The organism is Rheinheimera pacifica (assembly GCF_024809855.1).
Classification (GTDB): domain Bacteria; phylum Pseudomonadota; class Gammaproteobacteria; order Enterobacterales; family Alteromonadaceae; genus Alishewanella; species Alishewanella pacifica_A.
Genome location: NZ_JANUEM010000018.1, coordinates 59,597 through 76,711, shown reverse-complemented (window position 1 = coordinate 76,711; position 17,115 = coordinate 59,597). Strand labels below are relative to the sequence as shown.

General features: G+C 49.3%; 17 protein-coding genes. 10 read left to right on the top strand and 7 right to left on the bottom strand.

Going from position 1 to position 17,115, the window contains the following annotated elements:
• Positions 1 to 326 precede the first annotated feature (326 nt).
• The 5 genes from M2404_RS18275 to M2404_RS18255 all read left to right on the top strand — a co-directional run bounded on the left by M2404_RS18275 (position 327) and on the right by M2404_RS18255 (position 3,791).
• Positions 327 to 1,046, top strand: a complete 720-nt coding sequence (locus M2404_RS18275; RefSeq protein ID WP_259241222.1) for a HipA family kinase — start codon at positions 327 to 329, stop codon at positions 1,044 to 1,046.
• A complete protein-coding gene (locus tag M2404_RS18270; protein ID WP_259241220.1) occupies positions 1,043 to 1,879 on the top strand; it encodes a DUF3037 domain-containing protein in 837 nt (278 codons plus the stop codon). Before M2404_RS18275 ends, M2404_RS18270 begins: the two co-directional genes overlap by 4 nt.
• 150 nt (positions 1,880 to 2,029) lie before the next feature.
• On the top strand, positions 2,030 to 2,575 hold the full coding sequence (locus M2404_RS18265; protein ID WP_259241218.1) for a HEPN domain-containing protein: 546 nt from the start codon (positions 2,030 to 2,032) through the stop codon (positions 2,573 to 2,575).
• Between the two features lie 57 nt (positions 2,576 to 2,632).
• Positions 2,633 to 3,139 carry a hypothetical protein gene (locus M2404_RS18260; protein WP_259241217.1) on the top strand — a complete coding sequence of 169 codons (507 nt, stop codon included), beginning with the start codon at positions 2,633 to 2,635 and terminating at the stop codon, positions 3,137 to 3,139.
• A gap of 247 nt (positions 3,140 to 3,386) precedes the next feature.
• Complete coding sequence (locus M2404_RS18255) at positions 3,387 to 3,791, top strand: helix-turn-helix transcriptional regulator (RefSeq protein ID WP_259241215.1); 405 nt, start codon at positions 3,387 to 3,389, stop codon at positions 3,789 to 3,791.
• A 109-nt stretch (positions 3,792 to 3,900) separates the two neighbouring features.
• Here M2404_RS18255 and M2404_RS18250 read toward each other — a convergent pair whose 3' ends face one another.
• Positions 3,901 to 4,302, bottom strand: coding sequence for a hypothetical protein (locus M2404_RS18250; RefSeq protein ID WP_259241214.1), 402 nt, complete (start codon positions 4,300 to 4,302; stop codon positions 3,901 to 3,903).
• Positions 4,303 to 4,443: 141 nt separating this feature from the next.
• Here M2404_RS18250 and M2404_RS18245 point away from each other — a divergent pair, with 141 nt between their 5' ends.
• Positions 4,444 to 5,517 carry an SLC13 family permease gene (locus tag M2404_RS18245; protein ID WP_259241212.1) on the top strand — a complete coding sequence of 358 codons (1,074 nt, stop codon included), beginning with the start codon at positions 4,444 to 4,446 and terminating at the stop codon, positions 5,515 to 5,517.
• On the opposite strand, the gene M2404_RS18240 is transcribed toward M2404_RS18245, so the two are convergent.
• Complete coding sequence (locus M2404_RS18240) at positions 5,510 to 6,094, bottom strand: hypothetical protein (protein ID WP_259241210.1); 585 nt, start codon at positions 6,092 to 6,094, stop codon at positions 5,510 to 5,512. The genes M2404_RS18245 and M2404_RS18240 overlap by 8 nt on opposite strands.
• Positions 6,084 to 6,605, bottom strand: coding sequence for an RNA polymerase sigma factor (locus M2404_RS18235; RefSeq protein WP_259241209.1), 522 nt, complete (start codon positions 6,603 to 6,605; stop codon positions 6,084 to 6,086). The genes M2404_RS18240 and M2404_RS18235 overlap by 11 nt, the downstream gene beginning before the upstream one ends.
• A 186-nt stretch (positions 6,606 to 6,791) precedes the next feature.
• On the opposite strand from M2404_RS18235, the gene M2404_RS18230 reads away from it, so the two are divergent.
• Both M2404_RS18230 and M2404_RS18225 read left to right on the top strand, forming a co-directional pair.
• The gene (locus tag M2404_RS18230; protein ID WP_259241208.1) at positions 6,792 to 8,252 is read left to right on the top strand and encodes an amidohydrolase family protein; all 1,461 of its coding nucleotides are present in this window, start codon (positions 6,792 to 6,794) and stop codon (positions 8,250 to 8,252) included.
• Positions 8,253 to 8,296: 44 nt separating this feature from the next.
• On the top strand, positions 8,297 to 8,575 hold the full coding sequence (locus M2404_RS18225) for a superinfection immunity protein (protein ID WP_259241207.1): 279 nt from the start codon (positions 8,297 to 8,299) through the stop codon (positions 8,573 to 8,575).
• Between the two features lie 4 nt (positions 8,576 to 8,579).
• Here the strand turns inward: M2404_RS18225 and M2404_RS18220 are convergent, their stop codons facing one another.
• The 4 genes from M2404_RS18220 to M2404_RS18205 are packed head-to-tail and all read right to left on the bottom strand — an operon-like array spanning position 8,580 to position 14,085.
• Positions 8,580 to 9,677, bottom strand: a complete 1,098-nt coding sequence (locus M2404_RS18220) for an MBL fold metallo-hydrolase (RefSeq protein ID WP_259241205.1) — start codon at positions 9,675 to 9,677, stop codon at positions 8,580 to 8,582.
• A gap of 35 nt (positions 9,678 to 9,712) precedes the next feature.
• On the bottom strand, positions 9,713 to 12,130 hold the full coding sequence (locus tag M2404_RS18215) for an ABC transporter permease (RefSeq protein ID WP_259241202.1): 2,418 nt from the start codon (positions 12,128 to 12,130) through the stop codon (positions 9,713 to 9,715).
• Entirely contained in the window at positions 12,123 to 12,824 is a 702-nt protein-coding gene (locus M2404_RS18210; protein WP_259241200.1) for an ABC transporter ATP-binding protein, read from the bottom strand. The genes M2404_RS18215 and M2404_RS18210 overlap by 8 nt, the downstream gene beginning before the upstream one ends.
• Before the next feature lie 10 nt (positions 12,825 to 12,834).
• On the bottom strand, positions 12,835 to 14,085 hold the full coding sequence (locus M2404_RS18205) for an efflux RND transporter periplasmic adaptor subunit (protein WP_259241199.1): 1,251 nt from the start codon (positions 14,083 to 14,085) through the stop codon (positions 12,835 to 12,837).
• A 243-nt stretch (positions 14,086 to 14,328) separates the two neighbouring features.
• Between M2404_RS18205 and M2404_RS18200 the strand changes: the two genes are divergently transcribed.
• Positions 14,329 to 15,699: a sigma-54-dependent transcriptional regulator gene (locus M2404_RS18200; RefSeq protein WP_259241197.1), complete on the top strand. Its 1,371-nt coding sequence runs from the start codon at positions 14,329 to 14,331 to the stop codon at positions 15,697 to 15,699.
• A complete protein-coding gene (locus M2404_RS18195; RefSeq protein ID WP_259241195.1) occupies positions 15,689 to 17,008 on the top strand; it encodes a sensor histidine kinase in 1,320 nt (439 codons plus the stop codon). The genes M2404_RS18200 and M2404_RS18195 overlap by 11 nt, the downstream gene beginning before the upstream one ends.
• Positions 17,009 to 17,115: the final 107 nt, after the last annotated feature.

Here is a 17,115-nt window from a genome sequence, read left to right as displayed (position 1 = left end):
GCTTTGAATTCTGATGTAAAACGTTGCTTGGACATGGTGCCCTCCTAAAGTTGTATTCTAACCTAAGGAGTGTCTAGTGTTTTAGGGGAAGTCCATTCTGATAAAGAAATGTTTTAGAATTATTTTGTTATTTTTTAAGTTTAACAGTAATTTTTTCAATAGGCATAATGACAATCATTTTAGATCTATTTTGTTACACCACAAGGCCATCAACAGCTTACTGTGATGGCCTTTTTTATTTCCATCTTGCCAGCTGCTAATTAACTGACTAAGTTAAAAGCTGTTTTCAACTCAGTGTGTATGAACAACTCATTCGGAGGGTTTAGGTGCTTGATGTAATTGAGATCCAGCAAAAAGCTAGTCAGGGCCGAACTGAACCTTATCTGTGCCGTTTATCTGACAACAAGCGTTACTACGTAAAAGGGCCTCAGGCAGGTGCCAAGGGTTTAATTAACGAAGCGGTGTGTGCATATCTTGGTTGTGCTTTGCAACTAAATGTGCCTGCACACTGTTGCGCCTATCTACCGCAAGGATTGTTACGTTTCGACGAAGCTGCCAGCCGTGTTTTGGGTGCCGGCGATAGCACAGTATTTGCGTCAGAGCTGATACCTGACCTGTTAGAGGTAACAGCGACCAGTGCGTTCTCTATGCCAGAGCGATGCGCCCGAGATCTGTTTCTGTTTGATTACTGGATCAGAAATGAAGACCGCACCATGACGGAAAGCGGCGGCAACCCAAACTTATTTTATCGGGCAGCGTCAAAACAATATGTAGTGTTGGACCATAATTTAGCTTTTGACAGCGGCTATAATTTCAAAGTTAACGCCAAGCTACACGTAGCCTACAATGCGTGGTTTGGTTCACAACATGATGCACTTTGGCGTACGCATTACAGCGGGAAACTAGCCATTGCGTTGCAAGGGCTGGCCCAGTATGCTGACACTTTACCAGCTACGTGGCTGGAAGAGGAGCCGGGTTATCTGGCAGAAATAAACGACACACTATCTTTATTTAACAGTGACGAATTTTGGGAGGTACTGGTATGAAAACACTTTATCAGTATGCAATAGTACGGTTTTTACCGCATGTTGAGACGGGCGAATTTGCTAACGTCGGCATAGTGCTGTGCGCCCCGGAATTAGGCCTGTTTGATTTTCGTCTGGCACCAAGCCGTTTTGCCCGCGTAACCGACTTTTTTGAAGATCTTGAAGGCAAGTTATACAAAGCCACACTGCAAACGGTGGAGCAAGAATTACATCGGCTGCAAACTTATGTCACCCGACTCACGCCAAAGGAGTTAGCACAGCAGATGCAGGAAGTGGTGCGGCCAAGAGAAACCCTGGTACGCTACTCTGAACTGCGTTCTTTATATCTGGAGCAAAAGCCAGCAGCTGTGCTTGAGCAATTGTTTGAGCGCCTGGTACACCGTACTTTCCTCACCGAAGAATATCAGGAAAGCTTGATGGTTAAGGTAATTCGGCAGCAGTTAAAAGATGAAAAGCTAACTCATTTTAAGCAGCAAAAAATTCACGACAACTTTATTGAAGTTACCTTGCCGTTGGTTGCAAAAGCCACCGATGTTTTTGTGATTAGGCCATTAGCTTTCCGTCACCAAACCGCTATTCGCGTGTTTGACCATGCTGAGCAATGGCTTGGCCGCTTTCGGCGCCTGGTGAATCATAATGTGTTGCAAAAAGAGCATATTTTGCTGCCACTGCAAGGGCCAACAGGTAACGACAGAAAATTACTTGGCGCGTTTAAAGAAGTAGAGCGTGAACTGGCAGCCTTTGGTGTGCAAACCTTGGATCATAAAGATAAAGCCGGTATCAGCCGCTTTGCCAAACAGGCTTTAATGCCAGACAGTTTTAAACTGCAGTAATCCTACCCAACCCAAGGCCCTGAAATTCGGGGCCTTGCTACATCTTGCTTATCAATGTACCAAAAAATGCTTTGCTTTTTTCAACGTTTGGCTTAGTTTAAAACCATCAGATTAAAAGGATTTAGTGTCAGAAGCAGTAAAAGGGAAGTTATGACCAGCCGCGCTTACGCCATTTTTGAAACTGGCATGCAAGATGTCGCCAAGCTGATACAGCTGTTCGACAACTTAGAATCACCAGAACAACGCCAGCAATACGAAGTGCTTAAACGGGCAGCTTTGGTAATGACCACTACTGCGTGGGAAACTTATATCGAAACCTTTGCAGTTGAGCAGGTTGAAGCCAAGTTAGCTAATTCAGAAGATGAATTTACCAATGCGTATATTCGGCGCAGGCTAGAACACGAAATTAACCGCTTACATAACCCAGCATCTGAAAAAGTGAAAAAGCTGTTTGTCGAATTTTTGGGTGTGGATATTACAGAATATTGGCGCTGGAACAATTACACGCCAAAAGATGCCAGAGAAAGGTTAGATAAATGGCTAAAAATGCGCGGGGATGCAGTTCATCAGGTGTGCCAGAGCTTTGATCCAAAAAATGCGCATTTGATAAAGCGCGATGATTTAGATAAGGCGGTTAGATTTTTTACGGAGTTGGTAAAGGTTGTCGATAAATCGGCTTTTCAATTAAGTTTATGAAATTTGAATTAAATTGTCTTTTTTGCAAAACATGATGATCATGGAAAGGTGCGTAGAATGCGTGAAAAAATGACAGATTCACCTATTAATTTGCGCGTATTATTAGTTGCGGATCGGTATTTAAGCTCGGCAAGAATTTTATTGGAGCATGAAAACAGGCAGGTTTTAGCCTCTTTTATATTGGCAGCATTAGCGGCTGAGATTTACTTGAAGTCTTTTTTGCTAAAGATGGATAAAAGTTTGATTGAAGAGATTGAGTTACCCCATGATCAGGGAAAGATATTTTCGTATGAGTATGTGATATCAAACAGTATTTGGGAGCATAAGCTCACCAAACTATATGCCTGTATTAAAAATATTAAAATGGATAAGCTTCTTCTGGATGCAATCGAACTTGAAGAAGACGAATTGATAAAAATGTTCACCGAGTTCGAAAACTATTTCACAGGGCTTCGTTATCAGTATGAGGATTCAGCAAAGTTTTCTGCCAATTCAGGTATTTTGGAGCTAGCTCAATCTTTAAAGGCAGCTTGCTACAAAATTTTGGAAACTAACTCAAAATAATTGGGGCTGATTAACTTTAAAGCAGCTTACTTTAATTCACCAAATTACTTGCTTCGACACGACTAGCCACATAACGATCAGTACTGTTGCTGGCAGTGTGGCAATCGATTGATTGATAAAAGCTTTATGGTAAAATTGCACCAATCCCTGCTGGTACTGTGACCTTTCTCCTGCACCCTAAATTTACAACCTATATGTTGTAAATAGTAAATACAACATATGTGTTGTACATTGCGGCGGCGAACTTATGGACTACCCATTACTATCACCCTCACAGCTGAGCGCCTTTGTAGAGGAGCTAAGAAAGCAAGCCGGATATACCCAAACGCAAGCCGGTGAACTGCTTGGCATATCGCAGCAAGCTTACGCTCGAATAGAAAAAGCACCAGAGAAAGTCAGTGTTGAGCGCTTTATGCTGATATTAAAGCTGTTCCAGGCGCAACTATCGGTAAAGTTTACGTCCGGCTTAAAAGCGCTACCGTGGGAAGCTTGGCAGACAAAAGACAAAACGATTGTTCAGCAGCGTAGATTAGCAAGCGAAAAACCTGACAAGCGGGATGTTGTTAGCAAAAGCAGTAAATCAGACTCATCCGGCTTAACAGATAAACCGCAGGTAATCGTTAAACCAACCGGTAAGAAGTCGAGCTGGTAAATGAGTAAAAATGCCAAACTTGATATATAAATTTCGTGATTTTTTTATATATGACAAGCATGATGCATACAGAAAAGCTTCATACATATTTACCTACCCAGTCGCCGCTTTACTCACCGCTAAGCAACTGCAAAACGGGTTGCTGTTGTTTACCAAAGTAGATTTGCAGCGAGCGTTGTTCGCGGGCATCCAGCCGTAATTCAAAAGCATGGGGTAACACCCTGCTGCAATCGCCCAATACAGCGACAATATGTTCCTGATTATAAATACGCTGGCCGGATGCGCCGTTACGCAGTGTTACCAGTGCCACCCGCTCGCCGTTATTGGCTGCTATCAGGGCGTAATTTTCTAAAATCAGTGCGCTACGCTTGGGTGTAATATGTTTATCGCGCTCGCAGTTAAGCTCAATGTCTTTAAACGGTGTCGGGGTAAAGTGCAGCACACTGTCTACATCGGCGATGGCTGCAGAAGATACGGTAGCCAGCAGGGCGGCGATAAAAGTTTTTTTCATGATTAACCTTATTTAAAAATATTACATGCTGGTTACATTACAATATCCCGGCACTTGCGTCAGCATTCGCGCTAGAATAGCGGCATAATTTACCTTATGCCTTTTACTACTATGTCACTTATACGCCGGGTGTTATGCCGTGTGACTGAAGATTATCTGTTACTGGCGCTACTGTTGCTGCTGCCACTGCTGTTATGGCTAAAGCCAACAGCACCGGCGGGCCTGGTTGCACTGGTTGACTGGCATACAGTAGCGGCGCTGGCGGGGTTAATGCTGCTAAGCCGGGCGCTGGAAGACAGTGGCTACCTTGCACGGTTTGCTGCCTGGCTGCTGCAGCTTTGCCATTCACAGCGTATGCTGGCAATACTGCTGGTGTTATTTGCAGCATTGTTATCTGCCATAGTAACCAACGATGTGGCATTGTTTATTTTGCTGCCAATCAGCTTAAGTATTGGCCGCTTAACCGGCGTGCCGGTGGGGCGGTTGATTATTTTTCTGGCACTGGCGGTTAATGCCGGCTCCAGCCTTACCCCTATTGGCAACCCGCAAAACCTGCTGCTGTGGCAGGCTTCCGGTTACAGTTTCTGGCAATTTACACTGATGATGGCGCCGTTAGCGCTGAGTTTGTTGTTGCTGATCCTGTTATTAAGCTGTGCCGCATTTAGTGGCCATAAGCTGAGTATTTCAGTACCGCATAACAACAGGCATGATAACCGGCGCTTGTTTGGCTGGTCGCTGGCCGGTTACCCGCTGTTTATTCTGGCGATGGAATATCAGTTAGCGCCCTACGCTGCCCTGCTTGTATTGGCGCTGTATATGTTGTTAAAGCGCAGTGTGGTAACGGGGATCGACTGGCTACTGTTGCTGGTATTTATGCTGATGTTTATTGATTTAGGCTTGCTGGCACAATTACCACTGTTGCAGCAACTGGCGGCGCAGTTAGTTGCCCTGCCAAATGGCAGCTATACTGGCGCGGCGTTATTGTCGCAGCTTATTTCTAATGTACCGGCGGCGATTTTTCTGCAGCACTTTACTGATAACTGGCGCGCGCTTAGCTGGGGGGTAAGTGTCGGCGGTTTTGGTTTGGCTATTGGCTCGCTGGCGAATTTAATTGCGCTTAGGCTTAGCAAACAACAGGGGCTTTGGCGCGAGTTTCATTACTGGTCGCTGCCGGTGTTTGCCGGCAGCTTAGTGTTGGGATGGTGGCTTAGTTAAAGTCTGCTGCCAGTGTGGTTAATTGCTGTAACTCAGCGGTTTTTTGCCGGGCTTTAAGCTGCAGCCGGTAGATGGCAAACAGGCAAAGCGGCGATACGATCAGGCTATAAAACAACAGCAAGTCTTTTGAAACCTCCGCCAGTTGCCACCACTGCAACAGCCAGAGTACCAGCGTAAATAACAACAGTGCCACGCAGCTTAGCTGGGTGTAACGGTAGTAGCGCAGGCTTAGCTGGCAGGCTCGACAGCGAAATTGCAACAGCCCGCTGCTGCTCCAGTTGTCATAGGCCAGAATAGGCCGGTGCACCTGCCAGCTAATATACAGGGTGCTGAGTGCGCCAAGCGCAAGGAACCCGGCTGCGATGTAACCCAGCCAGCCCGGCAGGGCTAATATTAACCAGCAGGCGGTGGCTGCCATTACCAGGGCGCCAAGCCATTCACCGTACATTAATAGCCGTTGCTGGCGCTGCCGTTGGTTGGCCAGGGCTAAATCTTTCGCTGTCGGCGCGGCTTCAGTTGGGGTAGGCTGTTGTTGCCAGCTTTTTGCCAGGGCGGCAAAGTCGAGGTTATCTGCCATTTTGCATTAACTCCATCAATTCTGTTTTAGCGCGGTTTAACCGCACCCGCACGGCACCATGGCTGATCTGCAAAATATCGGCGATCTCCGGGGCGTCTAAATCTTCCATCGCCAGTAATATTACCTGTCGGTTAGCGGGGGATAACCGCCGTACCGCCTGCATTAGCTGCTGGCTTTGTTGTTGCTCACCTAACTGCTCTGACGGGCAATCATCAAGTATCTGCTGCATGTCTTCTTCCAGTGGTTGCCATTTATGCCGCTGCGCCCGGGCAATATGATCTACCGTAACATTGTGCACTATGCGAAACAGGTAGGCGCGTGGCATTTCTGCAGCTTGTAACCGGCCGGCAGCCTGGTGCAGTGCCAGAAAAATATCTTGTTTTAAATCCTGCCGTGCTGCCGGATCGGCTTCAGACGCCAGCAAGGTGCGGCTTATTGCGCCCTGATGTTGCTGCCATAGCTGCAGTAAAAACTGCTCCGGCGTTATTGCACTGGTATTGGATATTGTCAAAACCCCTCGCTTATCAATGTTTTATTGTTCTTGTTAACGTTATCACTGTGTCATAAGTAAGTCTGCCGGGGCAGGCAAAGTGTTACATAAAAAAATAAAAAAAATTTTGTAACAGTTCACAAAACCGTCACGACTTATCCAGCAAACACGGCAACTTACTACAACGTTATACCGGAGAACTTTACGATGAAAAAATCACTACTTGCCTGCCTGATAGCCAGCCTTGCACTACCGCAGGTTTATGCTGATGACTCTTCTCACATGCAACAGGAAGCAGTGCTGTACCACAATGCTACCTTGCTGGACCCGGCAACAGAGCAGCAGCTTAACGATGGCTGGTTGCTGGTACAAGACGGCCGCATTATACAAATAGGCCAGCAACAGGCTGATGCCAGTTTACCTGCAGCAACAAAACACATTGATTTACAGCAGCAGTACGTATTGCCTGGCCTTATTGATGTACACCTGCACCTTACCGCCGGGCCACACCGGGTTGAGATGCAGGATGGTAAGCCAGTACTTACCATGAAAGGCCATAACCAAATTACCCGTTATCACGCGCTTAGCACCTTAGCCACCGGTGTTACCACTGCCTTTAGCCCGGCTGGTGAGCCAGAAGCTAATGCCGAGTATGCCCGCCAACAGCAGGCGGGTAACTGGTCTGGTCCTCAGCTTATCTATGCCGGTTATATCTTTGAGCCCACGCCTATACTGGGCGGCGCAGTGTATCCGAAAGATGAGGCCAGCTGGCAGCAAGAAATTGCCAGCCAGAAAGCGCAGGGTGCAAGCTACATCAAGCTTTACACCGGCCTTACTAAAGATGAAGTAGCAATGGGTGTACGTCTGGCTAAAGCTGCCGGGCTGAAAACGGTCGCCCATTTGGATAATATCAGTTGGCAATATGCGGCCAACCTGGGGATTGATGCACTAACCCATGCCCTGCCGACAAGCAGTGAGCTGCTAACCGGAGCAGCAAAAACAGCTTACCGGGCAGAGCGTAAAAATCCGTATAATCAGCGCTTTATCTATAGCTGGTTCCAACACGCTGATTATGACAGCGAGCCCATGCAACAGTTGATCAGCACACTGGCGCAACAACAAACCCATGTTGATTTAACCCTGGTAGTGAACGAGTTGTTTTATTTCGCGCGGGAGTTAGACAGCTTGTACCCTGAGCAGGATATGTGGGTCTATCATCCGCAATTCCGCAGCCGCTGGCGCGCCACTATGGCGGCCCCCAGCTACGACTGGACAGCAGAGGATTTTGCTACTGCGCAGCAACAACTACCCAAGGTACAGCAATTATTTAAACGCTTGTACGATGCCGGTGTGCCGTTGGCCATTGGCACCGACAGCGTGACCAGCGGGCCGTTTTACTTGCGCGAACTACAACTAAGCCAAACCGCTGGCCTGACAAACTGGCAGGTGTTGCAACTGGCTACAGCCGGCGGTGCCCGCCACCTTGGTTTAACCGACACCGGCCAGCTGGCAGAGGGCTTTGCCGCCGACTTTATTGTGCTAACAACTAACCCGTTAACCGATCTTCAAGCGCTAAATACGGTGCGTACCGTGGTACAGCAAGGCAAAGCCTGGCAGGTAGATGAACTGAAAGCCCAACTGGCTATGTTGGCCGATATTGAACTTTAACGCTGCTTTTCTTAATTAACTTAAAATATGAAGAGGATATAAAGATGGAAACTTTACAACAATTTATCTCTGCATTTAGTACTGCCTTGCAACAAGCTGATGTACTGTTTTTAGTTGGCTTTGGTGTACTTTTTATCACAGTGTGGTTTTTGCCCAGCCTGCTGGCGCTGGTGTTTAACCGCCAGCACGCCGGTAAAATTGCGCTGCTGAATATTCCTGCCGGTTTTTCCTGGATAGCCTGGGTAGCGCTGGCCGTTTGGGCGGTTACCGGCAAGCTGGGTGACAAACTTGCCGCTAAAGCCCGGTTAAAGCCGGTGGCCTGATGCTTTACAGGATTACACTGCCGCCTTCGTTTAAAATCAGCAGCGGCACCTGGCTATTCAGTTGCTGCTGCATATGCAGCAGGCGTAGCAGTGGCGAGTGGGAACTGACATCGCCCATCAGCCAACTGCCATTACCATAGCCCCAGGGGATCATCACTTTACAGCCAAGATCGCCGGCAGCAACCAGTGCATCTTCGGGGGTGGTATGCACATAGCGGTACCAGTCACCGTCTTTGTCATGATGATAAGACGCAATAGGTATCAGGCAAATATCAATATCACCGTAACGCTGCTGAATATCTTTAAAATGCTCTGAATAGCCGGTGTCTCCGGCAAAGAACAGGGTTTTTCCGGCATGCTCTAATAACCAGCCACCCCACATGGCGCGGTTGTCGTCGTTAAACAGTTTACGGCTGTTAAAATGGTGTGCCGGTACCAGGTGCACAGCGAGCTCCCCACGTTGGCTGTTGCTATACCAGGCTTGCTCTACCACGTTATAACCGCCTTTTGGCATATAGTTCGCCATCCCTAACGGCAAATAGTAGGTAGGTTGGGTACCTAACTGATGAATACTGGCATGGCTGAAATGATCGTAATGTAAGTGCGAATACAATACCGCATCGGTAGCGGCCAGCTGTTCGGCGCTAAGCTTGGGCGTGTAGGGCCGTTTTATAATACCGGCAAAATGCTGCGCCCAGCTTACCGGCCAGTCAAATTGGCCGAATACCGGATCAATTAACAGTTGCTGGCCATCGGGCGTATGCACCAGAAAACTGGCATGCCCCAGCCATTGCAGGCTAAAGCCACTGTTAAGTGCAGGTGCCTGTTGCGGCCCGGTATATTGGCAATCTTGCGCTGGCGCTTTGCACGTTACCAATTGGTGTGCCGGGTAACAGTCGGCTTCACAATTTGCCGGATACTGGCGTTTGCCAGGAGGAGTACGGTACAAATTGCGATACATACCTTTGTATTCGCCTTCTGTTACCTGCTCAATTACGGCATCTGCTCCCAACTGTTGCTCTACCCGGTTAGGTGTACTGCAGGCGCTGAGCAGTACTGCGCTGCCCAGCAGCGCAGTGGCAGAAACTAAGGTTAGTTTCATCAATAATCCTTTATTTATCATTGTTATTGTTTCGCTTATTGTTGTCTTAATACCATAGCCGGTTTACGCCCTGCAACCTGCCAGGCCAACGTGGCAACAGTGCACCAGCAAATAGCAAAGGTAGCGGCGGCGGCCAGCAGGTACCAAAGCGGGTTCTGGCTGATGCGCACGCTAAATTCAGCCAGCCAGCTATCCAGTGCCCAAAAGGTGGCGGGGATAGCCAGCACGGCGCTAATTGCCATCAGCCTGATATATTCGCTGGCCAGCAAATTAACCAGATTAAAGCGTCCGGCGCCCAGCACCTTGCGCATGGCGACTTCGCGTGAGCGCTGCTCGGCGCTAAAGGCGGCTAAACCAAATAAGCCGACACAGGTTAAGGCAATGGCCAGCGCAGCAAAGATAGCGATAACCTTGCCCTGGCGCTGCTGGTTCTGGTACATAGCGTTGTAATCATCACTTAGCCAGCTTAGCTGCAGATCCTGACGTTGCAGGCGATCCGTCAGTAGCTGCTGCACTTTGGTGCGGGCGCTAACGGCATGTTCTGGCTGCAAATTCAGCAGAATATTACCGTATGTCATGGGCGAGCGGCCGCAAATCAGTATTAACGGTTCCTGTTGTTTTAGGGCCGAGCCTATCTGGATATCAGCAACTACGCCAACAACCTTCATCTGTAAAACCGGGTTGTCGCCGGGTAACAGCCATTGCTGGCCGATGGCGTCCTGTAGCTGGCTGTAGCCTGCTTTACGTGCCAGTGATTCAGTAATAATAACGGCAGCAGTAGCGTGATCGCCGTGCGTTTGATACCAGTCGCTTTGATAGGTTTCGCTAAAGTCACGCCCGGCCAGCAAGATAAAGCCGGTAGTTTTAACAATATCGAAGCCTGCTGCTATCTGCGAAATAGGTGGCAGAGCGTTATCCTGAGTTTGCCCCGGCAACTGAATATTCATCGCCTGAGAAACTGTGCCAGTAAGCTGCATATCCATTATCGACGCCGCCGTTACGCCTTCAATCTGCCGCAGGCTCTGCAGCAGGTTTTGGTTGCCGGCCCAGAATATCTGCTCATTCTCAATACCGGAAACCATTAACCGCGCATCACGCTGATAACCGGTGGGCTGGTTTTGCAGCAGGTGCAGTTGTTGTTGCAATACCGCGCTGGATACTAACAGACCTATAGTAATAGCGCCCTGCAATACCAGTAAGCCCTTACGCAGCAGAAGTGCCGTATTGCCACGCTGAAAATCACCACTGAGCACTTTTTTGGCGTCAAAGGCTGAAATAAATACCGCCGGATACACACCTGCCAGTATGCCAACGCTGAATACACTACCAAGCAAAATCAGGCCAAAGTTGCCAAAGTAGTGCAGTTGTAGCGGGCGGTTTACCAGCAAATTAAACTGCGGCAATACCAGCTCAACTAACACAGCGGCCAGTAAACCGGCACAGGCAGCAATTAATAACGACTCCAGCATAAACTGCACAAACAACTGGCCCCGGCTGGCACCCAACGCTTTGCGCACGCCTACTTCTTTGGCACGCATAGCAGCACGGGCAGTGCTCATATTAATAAAGTTAATGGCGGCAATCATCAGCAATAAAGCCGACAGCAATAAACAGATATTTACCGTACTGGCTGAGCCGTTTACTTTAAATTCGTATGCCAGGCTGGAGTGCAGGTGAATATCGCTCAGCGCACGTAACTGCAACTCGGCAATCTGTCTGCCGTCATACGCTTGCTGGTTTAGCTGAGTGGTCAGTTGTTGCAGCATGGCCGCTTGATCAAGATCAGCCGGCAAGCTGATATAGCTATACACGTTATTAATGGCCAGACGACCGGCTGCCACCTCATCACTTATCCGGCGCAATGATCCGGCCTGAAAATGGCTTTGCTCTGGTATACGGTACACAGCGCTAACAGTAAAACGCTGTTCACCCAGTTGTAACTGCTGGCCGGTCACATTGGTGTTACCAAATAACCGCTTAGCTTCCTGCTCAGATAACGCAATTTGGTTAGGTTGTGCCAGGGTTGCGGCCAAATCGCCGGATAAGGTTTCTATCTGGAAAAAGTCGGTGATATTAGTATCCACCGCCTGAGGCCATTCCAGTGTCAGTTGCTGGCTGGAACCGGCCAGGCGTAGCGCCGGGGCACCGGTATTAATGCGGGTTACCCGGATACGGTTATCATAATTGTGCAGCAGATCTTTCATCGCCGGGCTGGAGATAGGAAAACGCTGGTTTACCGGGTTAAAAAACTGCTCCAGCCGGTAGGTATTGGCTGCATTGGGGTGCATTTTGTCAAAGCCCAGCTCGTAGCTGGCATACAGTAAAATCAGCAGGGCTGACGCCAGGCCGGTGGTTAAGCCCAGCAAGTTCAGCACTAAATGGGTTTTGTGCCTTAGCACTGCCCGCACGCCAGTGGTGAAGTAATTGCCCAGCATTGCCAGTGAATTACGCATATTTAGCCTCCTGCTTTGCTTCCATGGCACGCTCGGTAATAATCTGGCCATCCAGCATCCGCACTATGCGGCTGGCATAACGTGATTCATGCTCAGAGTGCGTTACCATCACCACTGTTGTGCCGTCGCGGTTTAGCTGGCGCAGCATCTGCATCACTTCTTCGCTGTTTTTTGAATCCAGGTTACCGGTAGGTTCGTCGGCTAAAATCAGCGCCGGGTTAATTACCAGCGCCCGTGCCACGGCTACCCGCTGCTGCTGGCCGCCGGACAACTGCAGTGGCAGGTGATCAGCGCGGTGGTCAATTTGCATGCGTTTTAATATTGCCTCTACCCGCTGCTTGCGTTCGCCGGCTGGCACGCCCTGATACTGCAGTGGCAGTTCAACATTTTGAAATACCGTTAGCTCGTCTATCAGATTAAAGCTTTGAAACACAAAGCCCAACTGGGTTTTGCGCAGCTGTGCCAGTTGTTTTTCGCTGTAATTGGCAATATCGGTGCCCTGAAACAAGTACGCACCTGAGCTGGGGCTGTCCAGCATGCCTAAAATGCTTAGCAAGGTAGATTTACCGCAGCCTGATGGGCCCATAATGGCTACAAAGTCGCCCTGCTGAATATGTAAATCAATCTGGTTCAGGGCGGTAGTTTCCAGCTCGCTGGTGCGAAATACCCGGTTTAATTGTTGTAACTGGATCATGATGCTGTCCTTATTGTTGTAATTGAATAGTATCGGCTTGCTTAAATTCGCGATAGCCGGAAATAATCACCTGATCACCGGCATTAAGGCCGCTGACAATTTCAATCTGGTTGGCGCTTTGTTTGCCCAGCGTAACGGCTTGCTTACGTGCCGTGGCGGTGCGGCTGTCCAACACATACACGTACTGGCCTGCGCTGTCGGTTAAGTAAGCGCCGCGCGGTAGCACCAGTGCTGTATGTTGTTGTTGCTCCAGCAGCAGGTTCAGGTTAACCGACTGGCCGCGTTTTACGCTGTGCTCGCCCGGCAGGGCAAATTCAAGCTGAAACTGGTTGTTTACCACCCGGCTGTCGATACGGCTTACAGTAAGTGGCAACTGCTGCTGGTTCAGGCTGGCAACGGCCTGCATACCGGTGTTAATGCGGCTTAAATAAAATTCGTCTACGCTTGCCACCAGCTTGTAACGCTCTGGCAGGTCAATCTGGCCCATGCGGCTGCCCGGCGCACGTGATTCACCGGCTTCTACATTAAACTCGCTTAAATAACCGCTTACCGGCGCGCGCACCAGCAGGTTTTGTACGTTTTGCCGGGCAAACTCCAGGTTTTTCGTCAGCATGTCTACGCTTTCGCTTAGCTGGCTAAGTTGCTGCTGGCGAATAGTTTCTTCCTGCTGCTGTTGCTGCTTGGTCAGTTGTAAGCGTTGTTGCTGGTAGCGTAAATCCTGTTGCAGGTTAAGCAGGTGTTCCTGGGCTAACACGCCGGTTTTTACCAGTGGTTCACTCTGGGCCAGGTTACGGCTTAGCGTAGTTGTCTGATGCTCAATATCCAGCACATCGCGCTGCAGGTTCAACCGGTTGGTTTCTATCGTCATTTGCGTGTTGCGCAAAAAATTCATCTGCTCGGTTACCTGAGCTTCGCGGCTGATTAAATCCAACTGCAAGGTGGTGTTGCTTAGTTTAACCAGGGGCTGGCCCTGCTCAACAAACTGGCCTTGCTCGGCCAGTTTTTCCTCTACCCGGCCGCCTTCAATCACATCCAGAAACACCGTGTGCTGCGGCAGCACATTGGCACGCAGCGCCAGGCTTTCCTGCAGGCTTTGCTGTTGCACTATAGCGGTACTAACAGAGCTAAGCGGCAGCAATACCGACATTTGCGCACTGGCTTGCCAGTTAGTGCTAAACCAGGCAGTGGTGGCCAGCACCGTAATAACCAACACCGGCTTGCTAAAGCGGCTACGGGCTGAAGGGCTGATTTTCTTATCCATTGTTATGCTCCGAAAAAATAGCGATGCGTGTCAGCGGTATTAACGCAAAGGCCATGCCAAACGATAAATATTTGAAATTAATATCTTTATTGTTTTTCAGGTTGCAATAGTGTCCGCTGGTGGTACAGCCAGGTGTCCATTAACGGACACCTGTTAAAACCGCTAACTTGTTGGATTTAAAAGCCTGTTGCGTGGCTCGGGTATTTTCGGGTAGGGTGCAAAGATAAACCCAAGGATGTAACAATGAAGCAGCCATTTAATGTGCTGGTACTGGATGATAACCAAGACATTCTTACCGCCAGCCGGATTTTTTTAAAACAACACTTTGCTCAGGTGGTTACGCTGCATGAACCGGCGCAACTGCAAAGTATGCTTGGCAGCCAGCCGTTTGATCTGTTGTTGCTGGATATGAATTTCAGCCGCGATACGCAAAGTGGCGAAGAAGGTTTGTTCTATTTAAAACAGGCATTAAAAGCCCGGCCCGGCTTAAAAGTAGTGATGATGACAGCCTACGCCGCCCTGCCGCTGGCGGTGCGCGCCATGCAACTGGGTGCGGCTAATTTTATTGCCAAACCCTGGCAGAATGAACAACTGCTGGAGGCGCTGCAGCAGGCATTATTGCAGCAACCCCAGCTTGGTAACACCGGCCAGAGTAATGCAGCACACAGCAATGCCGCTGCTGCAGAGACAATTCCGCTACTGGGCGACAGCCCTGCCATGCAGCAGGTGCTACGCACCATTGAAAAAGTGGCAAAAACTGATGCTAACGTATTACTGCTGGGGGAAAGCGGTACCGGTAAAGCCCTGGTGGCCCAGGCTATTCATCAGGCATCGTTGCGCGCTGCTGCGCCTTTGGTAAGCGTTGATATGGGCAGCTTAAGCAGCAGCTTGCTGGAAAGTGAGTTATTCGGCCATAAAAAAGGCGCTTTTACCGATGCCAAAAGCGACTACGCCGGCCGTTTTGTGCAGGCTAATGGCGGTACTCTGCTGCTGGATGAACTGGGCAACCTGCCGCTGGCACAACAGGCTAAGCTGCTAACAGCGTTGCAAAGCCGCACTGTGGTGCCGGTAGGAGCCAGCCAGAGCGTGGCAGTGGATATCCGCCTGGTGTGCGCCACCAATGAAAACTTATATCAGGCAGTGGCCGAAGGTGCCTTTCGCCAGGATCTGTTATACCGCATTAATACTGTTGAAATTGTGCTGCCGCCGCTGCGGGCGCGTAAAGGCGATGTTGCGCAGTTGCTGGACTGGTATTTAAAGCATTACAGCCGTAAATATCAGCGCGATGCTTTACAGATCAGTAGCAGCGATAAACATAAGCTGCAGCAGTACGATTGGCCTGGCAATGTGCGCCAGTTGGCTCACACGGTAGAGCGTGCCGTGGTATTGGCCGACGGCAGTACACTTGATTTCAGCCAGTTGCCAGTGACAACGGTAGCAGCTGTCGAGAGCGCAGAGCATGTTGCTGATAACGACTTTTTTCTTGATTTTGTTGAAGAAAAAACTATTCGCCAGGCACTGCAGTATTATCAGGGCAATGTTAGCCAGGCAGCCAAAGCATTAGGCTTAACCCGTGGCGCCTTATACCGGCGGTTAGAAAAATATGGCCTTTAAATTGCGTTTCGCCTTACTGCTGGGCAGTTTTTCTGTGTTGCTGATACTGGCTTACCGGCAGTGGCTGGCCGGGCCTTCGGCACTGGCTGTTATGCTGAGCCTGACAGCGCTGTTGTGTGCAGTGTTTATCTGGCGGCATAACCGCAAGCAGCAGCACCAGACTGCGCTGGTATTAAAAGCGTTGGCCAATCAGGATACATCACTGACACTGCGTGGACAGAGCACTTTACAGTCTTTGCTGGCGCAGGTGCAGCAGCAACTCAGCAACAGCCGCCAGCAGGCAGAAGCACGGGCACAGTATCTGCAAGCGCTGCTAAGCCAGTTAGATATTGCGGTGCTGGAATTTACAGACAATAACCACTTACTGCAGGCCAATCCTGCAGCGCAACGTTTATTGTCGCCAGCACAGTACCAGCAGTTGCAACTGGGCCGGTTTAATGAGGGAAACCTGCAGTTATTGGCCGCCGTACTTAAGCAAACTAACACTCATTATCAGGGCCAGCTACAGTGGCAGCAGCACGGCTACCAGGACCGGCTGGCACTGAGTATTGTTTGTACGCGTATTCAGGGGCAGTTGCGTAAACTGGTTACGCTGCAAAGTATTGATCAGGCGTTATTGCAACAGGAAGTGCAGGCCTATCAGCAACTAACCCGGGTACTAACCCACGAAATAGCCAACTCGGTAACGCCGATGGCGTCGCTGGCGCAAAGTTGCCAGCAAATTCTGCCAGCGGCAGACACGGTGTTAAACCACAGCGACCATGCTGATCTTGATGAAGCACTTAGCACTATTAACCGCCGTGGTCAGCATCTGGCAGGTTTTATCCAGTCATTTAAGCAGTTAAGCCAGCCGGTGCAACCCCGGTTAGAGCATACCGATCTGGTGGCCATTATTCATAATTGTCTGGCGTTACAGCGTAGTGCATTTGCGCGGCATGGTATACAACTGCATACCAGTTTACCGGCGCAGGCTATGTTATGGTTGGACGAGGCATTAATGGAGCAGGTGCTGATTAACCTGTTACAAAATGCCATGGATGCCATGACAGAAGTAACACAAAAACAGTTAACCCTAAGCCTGCAACCAGACACTCAGCAGCATTGGCAACTGGATATTGCCGATAGCGGGCCGGGTATTAGTGCTGCGGTGGCACAGCAGATATTTATTCCGTTTTTTACTACTAAACAAACGGGGTCTGGTATTGGCTTAAGTTTATCGCGGGCGTTATTACAGGTGCAGGATGCACAGTTAAACTACGTGCCGGGTGAGGAGCCCGGCAGCTGTTTTCGTATCAGCTTTCAGCAGTGAATGTGGTAATACTTTTCTGCCTGGTAAAACCAAATCCTTCTTACATTTTATTTGCATTGTAGCTTTTAACTGACTAAATTACTGTATATAAAAACAGTTAGGTGTTG

Bases quoted from the DNA above. Each gene is read 5' to 3' on its own strand.
- M2404_RS18255 (WP_259241215.1), top strand. From the start codon at position 3,387: ATGGACTACCCATTACTATCACCCTCACAGCTGAGCGCCTTTGTAGAG.
- M2404_RS18200 (WP_259241197.1), top strand. From the start codon at position 14,329: ATGAAGCAGCCATTTAATGTGCTGGTACTGGATGATAACCAAGACATT.
- M2404_RS18225 (WP_259241207.1), top strand. From the start codon at position 8,297: ATGGAAACTTTACAACAATTTATCTCTGCATTTAGTACTGCCTTGCAA.
- M2404_RS18240 (WP_259241210.1), bottom strand. From the start codon at position 6,094: ATGGCAGATAACCTCGACTTTGCCGCCCTGGCAAAAAGCTGGCAACAA.
- M2404_RS18205 (WP_259241199.1), bottom strand. From the start codon at position 14,085: ATGGATAAGAAAATCAGCCCTTCAGCCCGTAGCCGCTTTAGCAAGCCG.
- M2404_RS18195 (WP_259241195.1), top strand. From the start codon at position 15,689: ATGGCCTTTAAATTGCGTTTCGCCTTACTGCTGGGCAGTTTTTCTGTG.
- M2404_RS18230 (WP_259241208.1), top strand. From the start codon at position 6,792: ATGAAAAAATCACTACTTGCCTGCCTGATAGCCAGCCTTGCACTACCG.
- M2404_RS18270 (WP_259241220.1), top strand. From the start codon at position 1,043: ATGAAAACACTTTATCAGTATGCAATAGTACGGTTTTTACCGCATGTT.
- M2404_RS18250 (WP_259241214.1), bottom strand. From the start codon at position 4,302: ATGAAAAAAACTTTTATCGCCGCCCTGCTGGCTACCGTATCTTCTGCA.
- M2404_RS18220 (WP_259241205.1), bottom strand. From the start codon at position 9,677: ATGAAACTAACCTTAGTTTCTGCCACTGCGCTGCTGGGCAGCGCAGTA.
- M2404_RS18265 (WP_259241218.1), top strand. From the start codon at position 2,030: ATGACCAGCCGCGCTTACGCCATTTTTGAAACTGGCATGCAAGATGTC.
- M2404_RS18215 (WP_259241202.1), bottom strand. From the start codon at position 12,130: ATGCGTAATTCACTGGCAATGCTGGGCAATTACTTCACCACTGGCGTG.
- M2404_RS18260 (WP_259241217.1), top strand. From the start codon at position 2,633: ATGCGTGAAAAAATGACAGATTCACCTATTAATTTGCGCGTATTATTA.
- M2404_RS18210 (WP_259241200.1), bottom strand. From the start codon at position 12,824: ATGATCCAGTTACAACAATTAAACCGGGTATTTCGCACCAGCGAGCTG.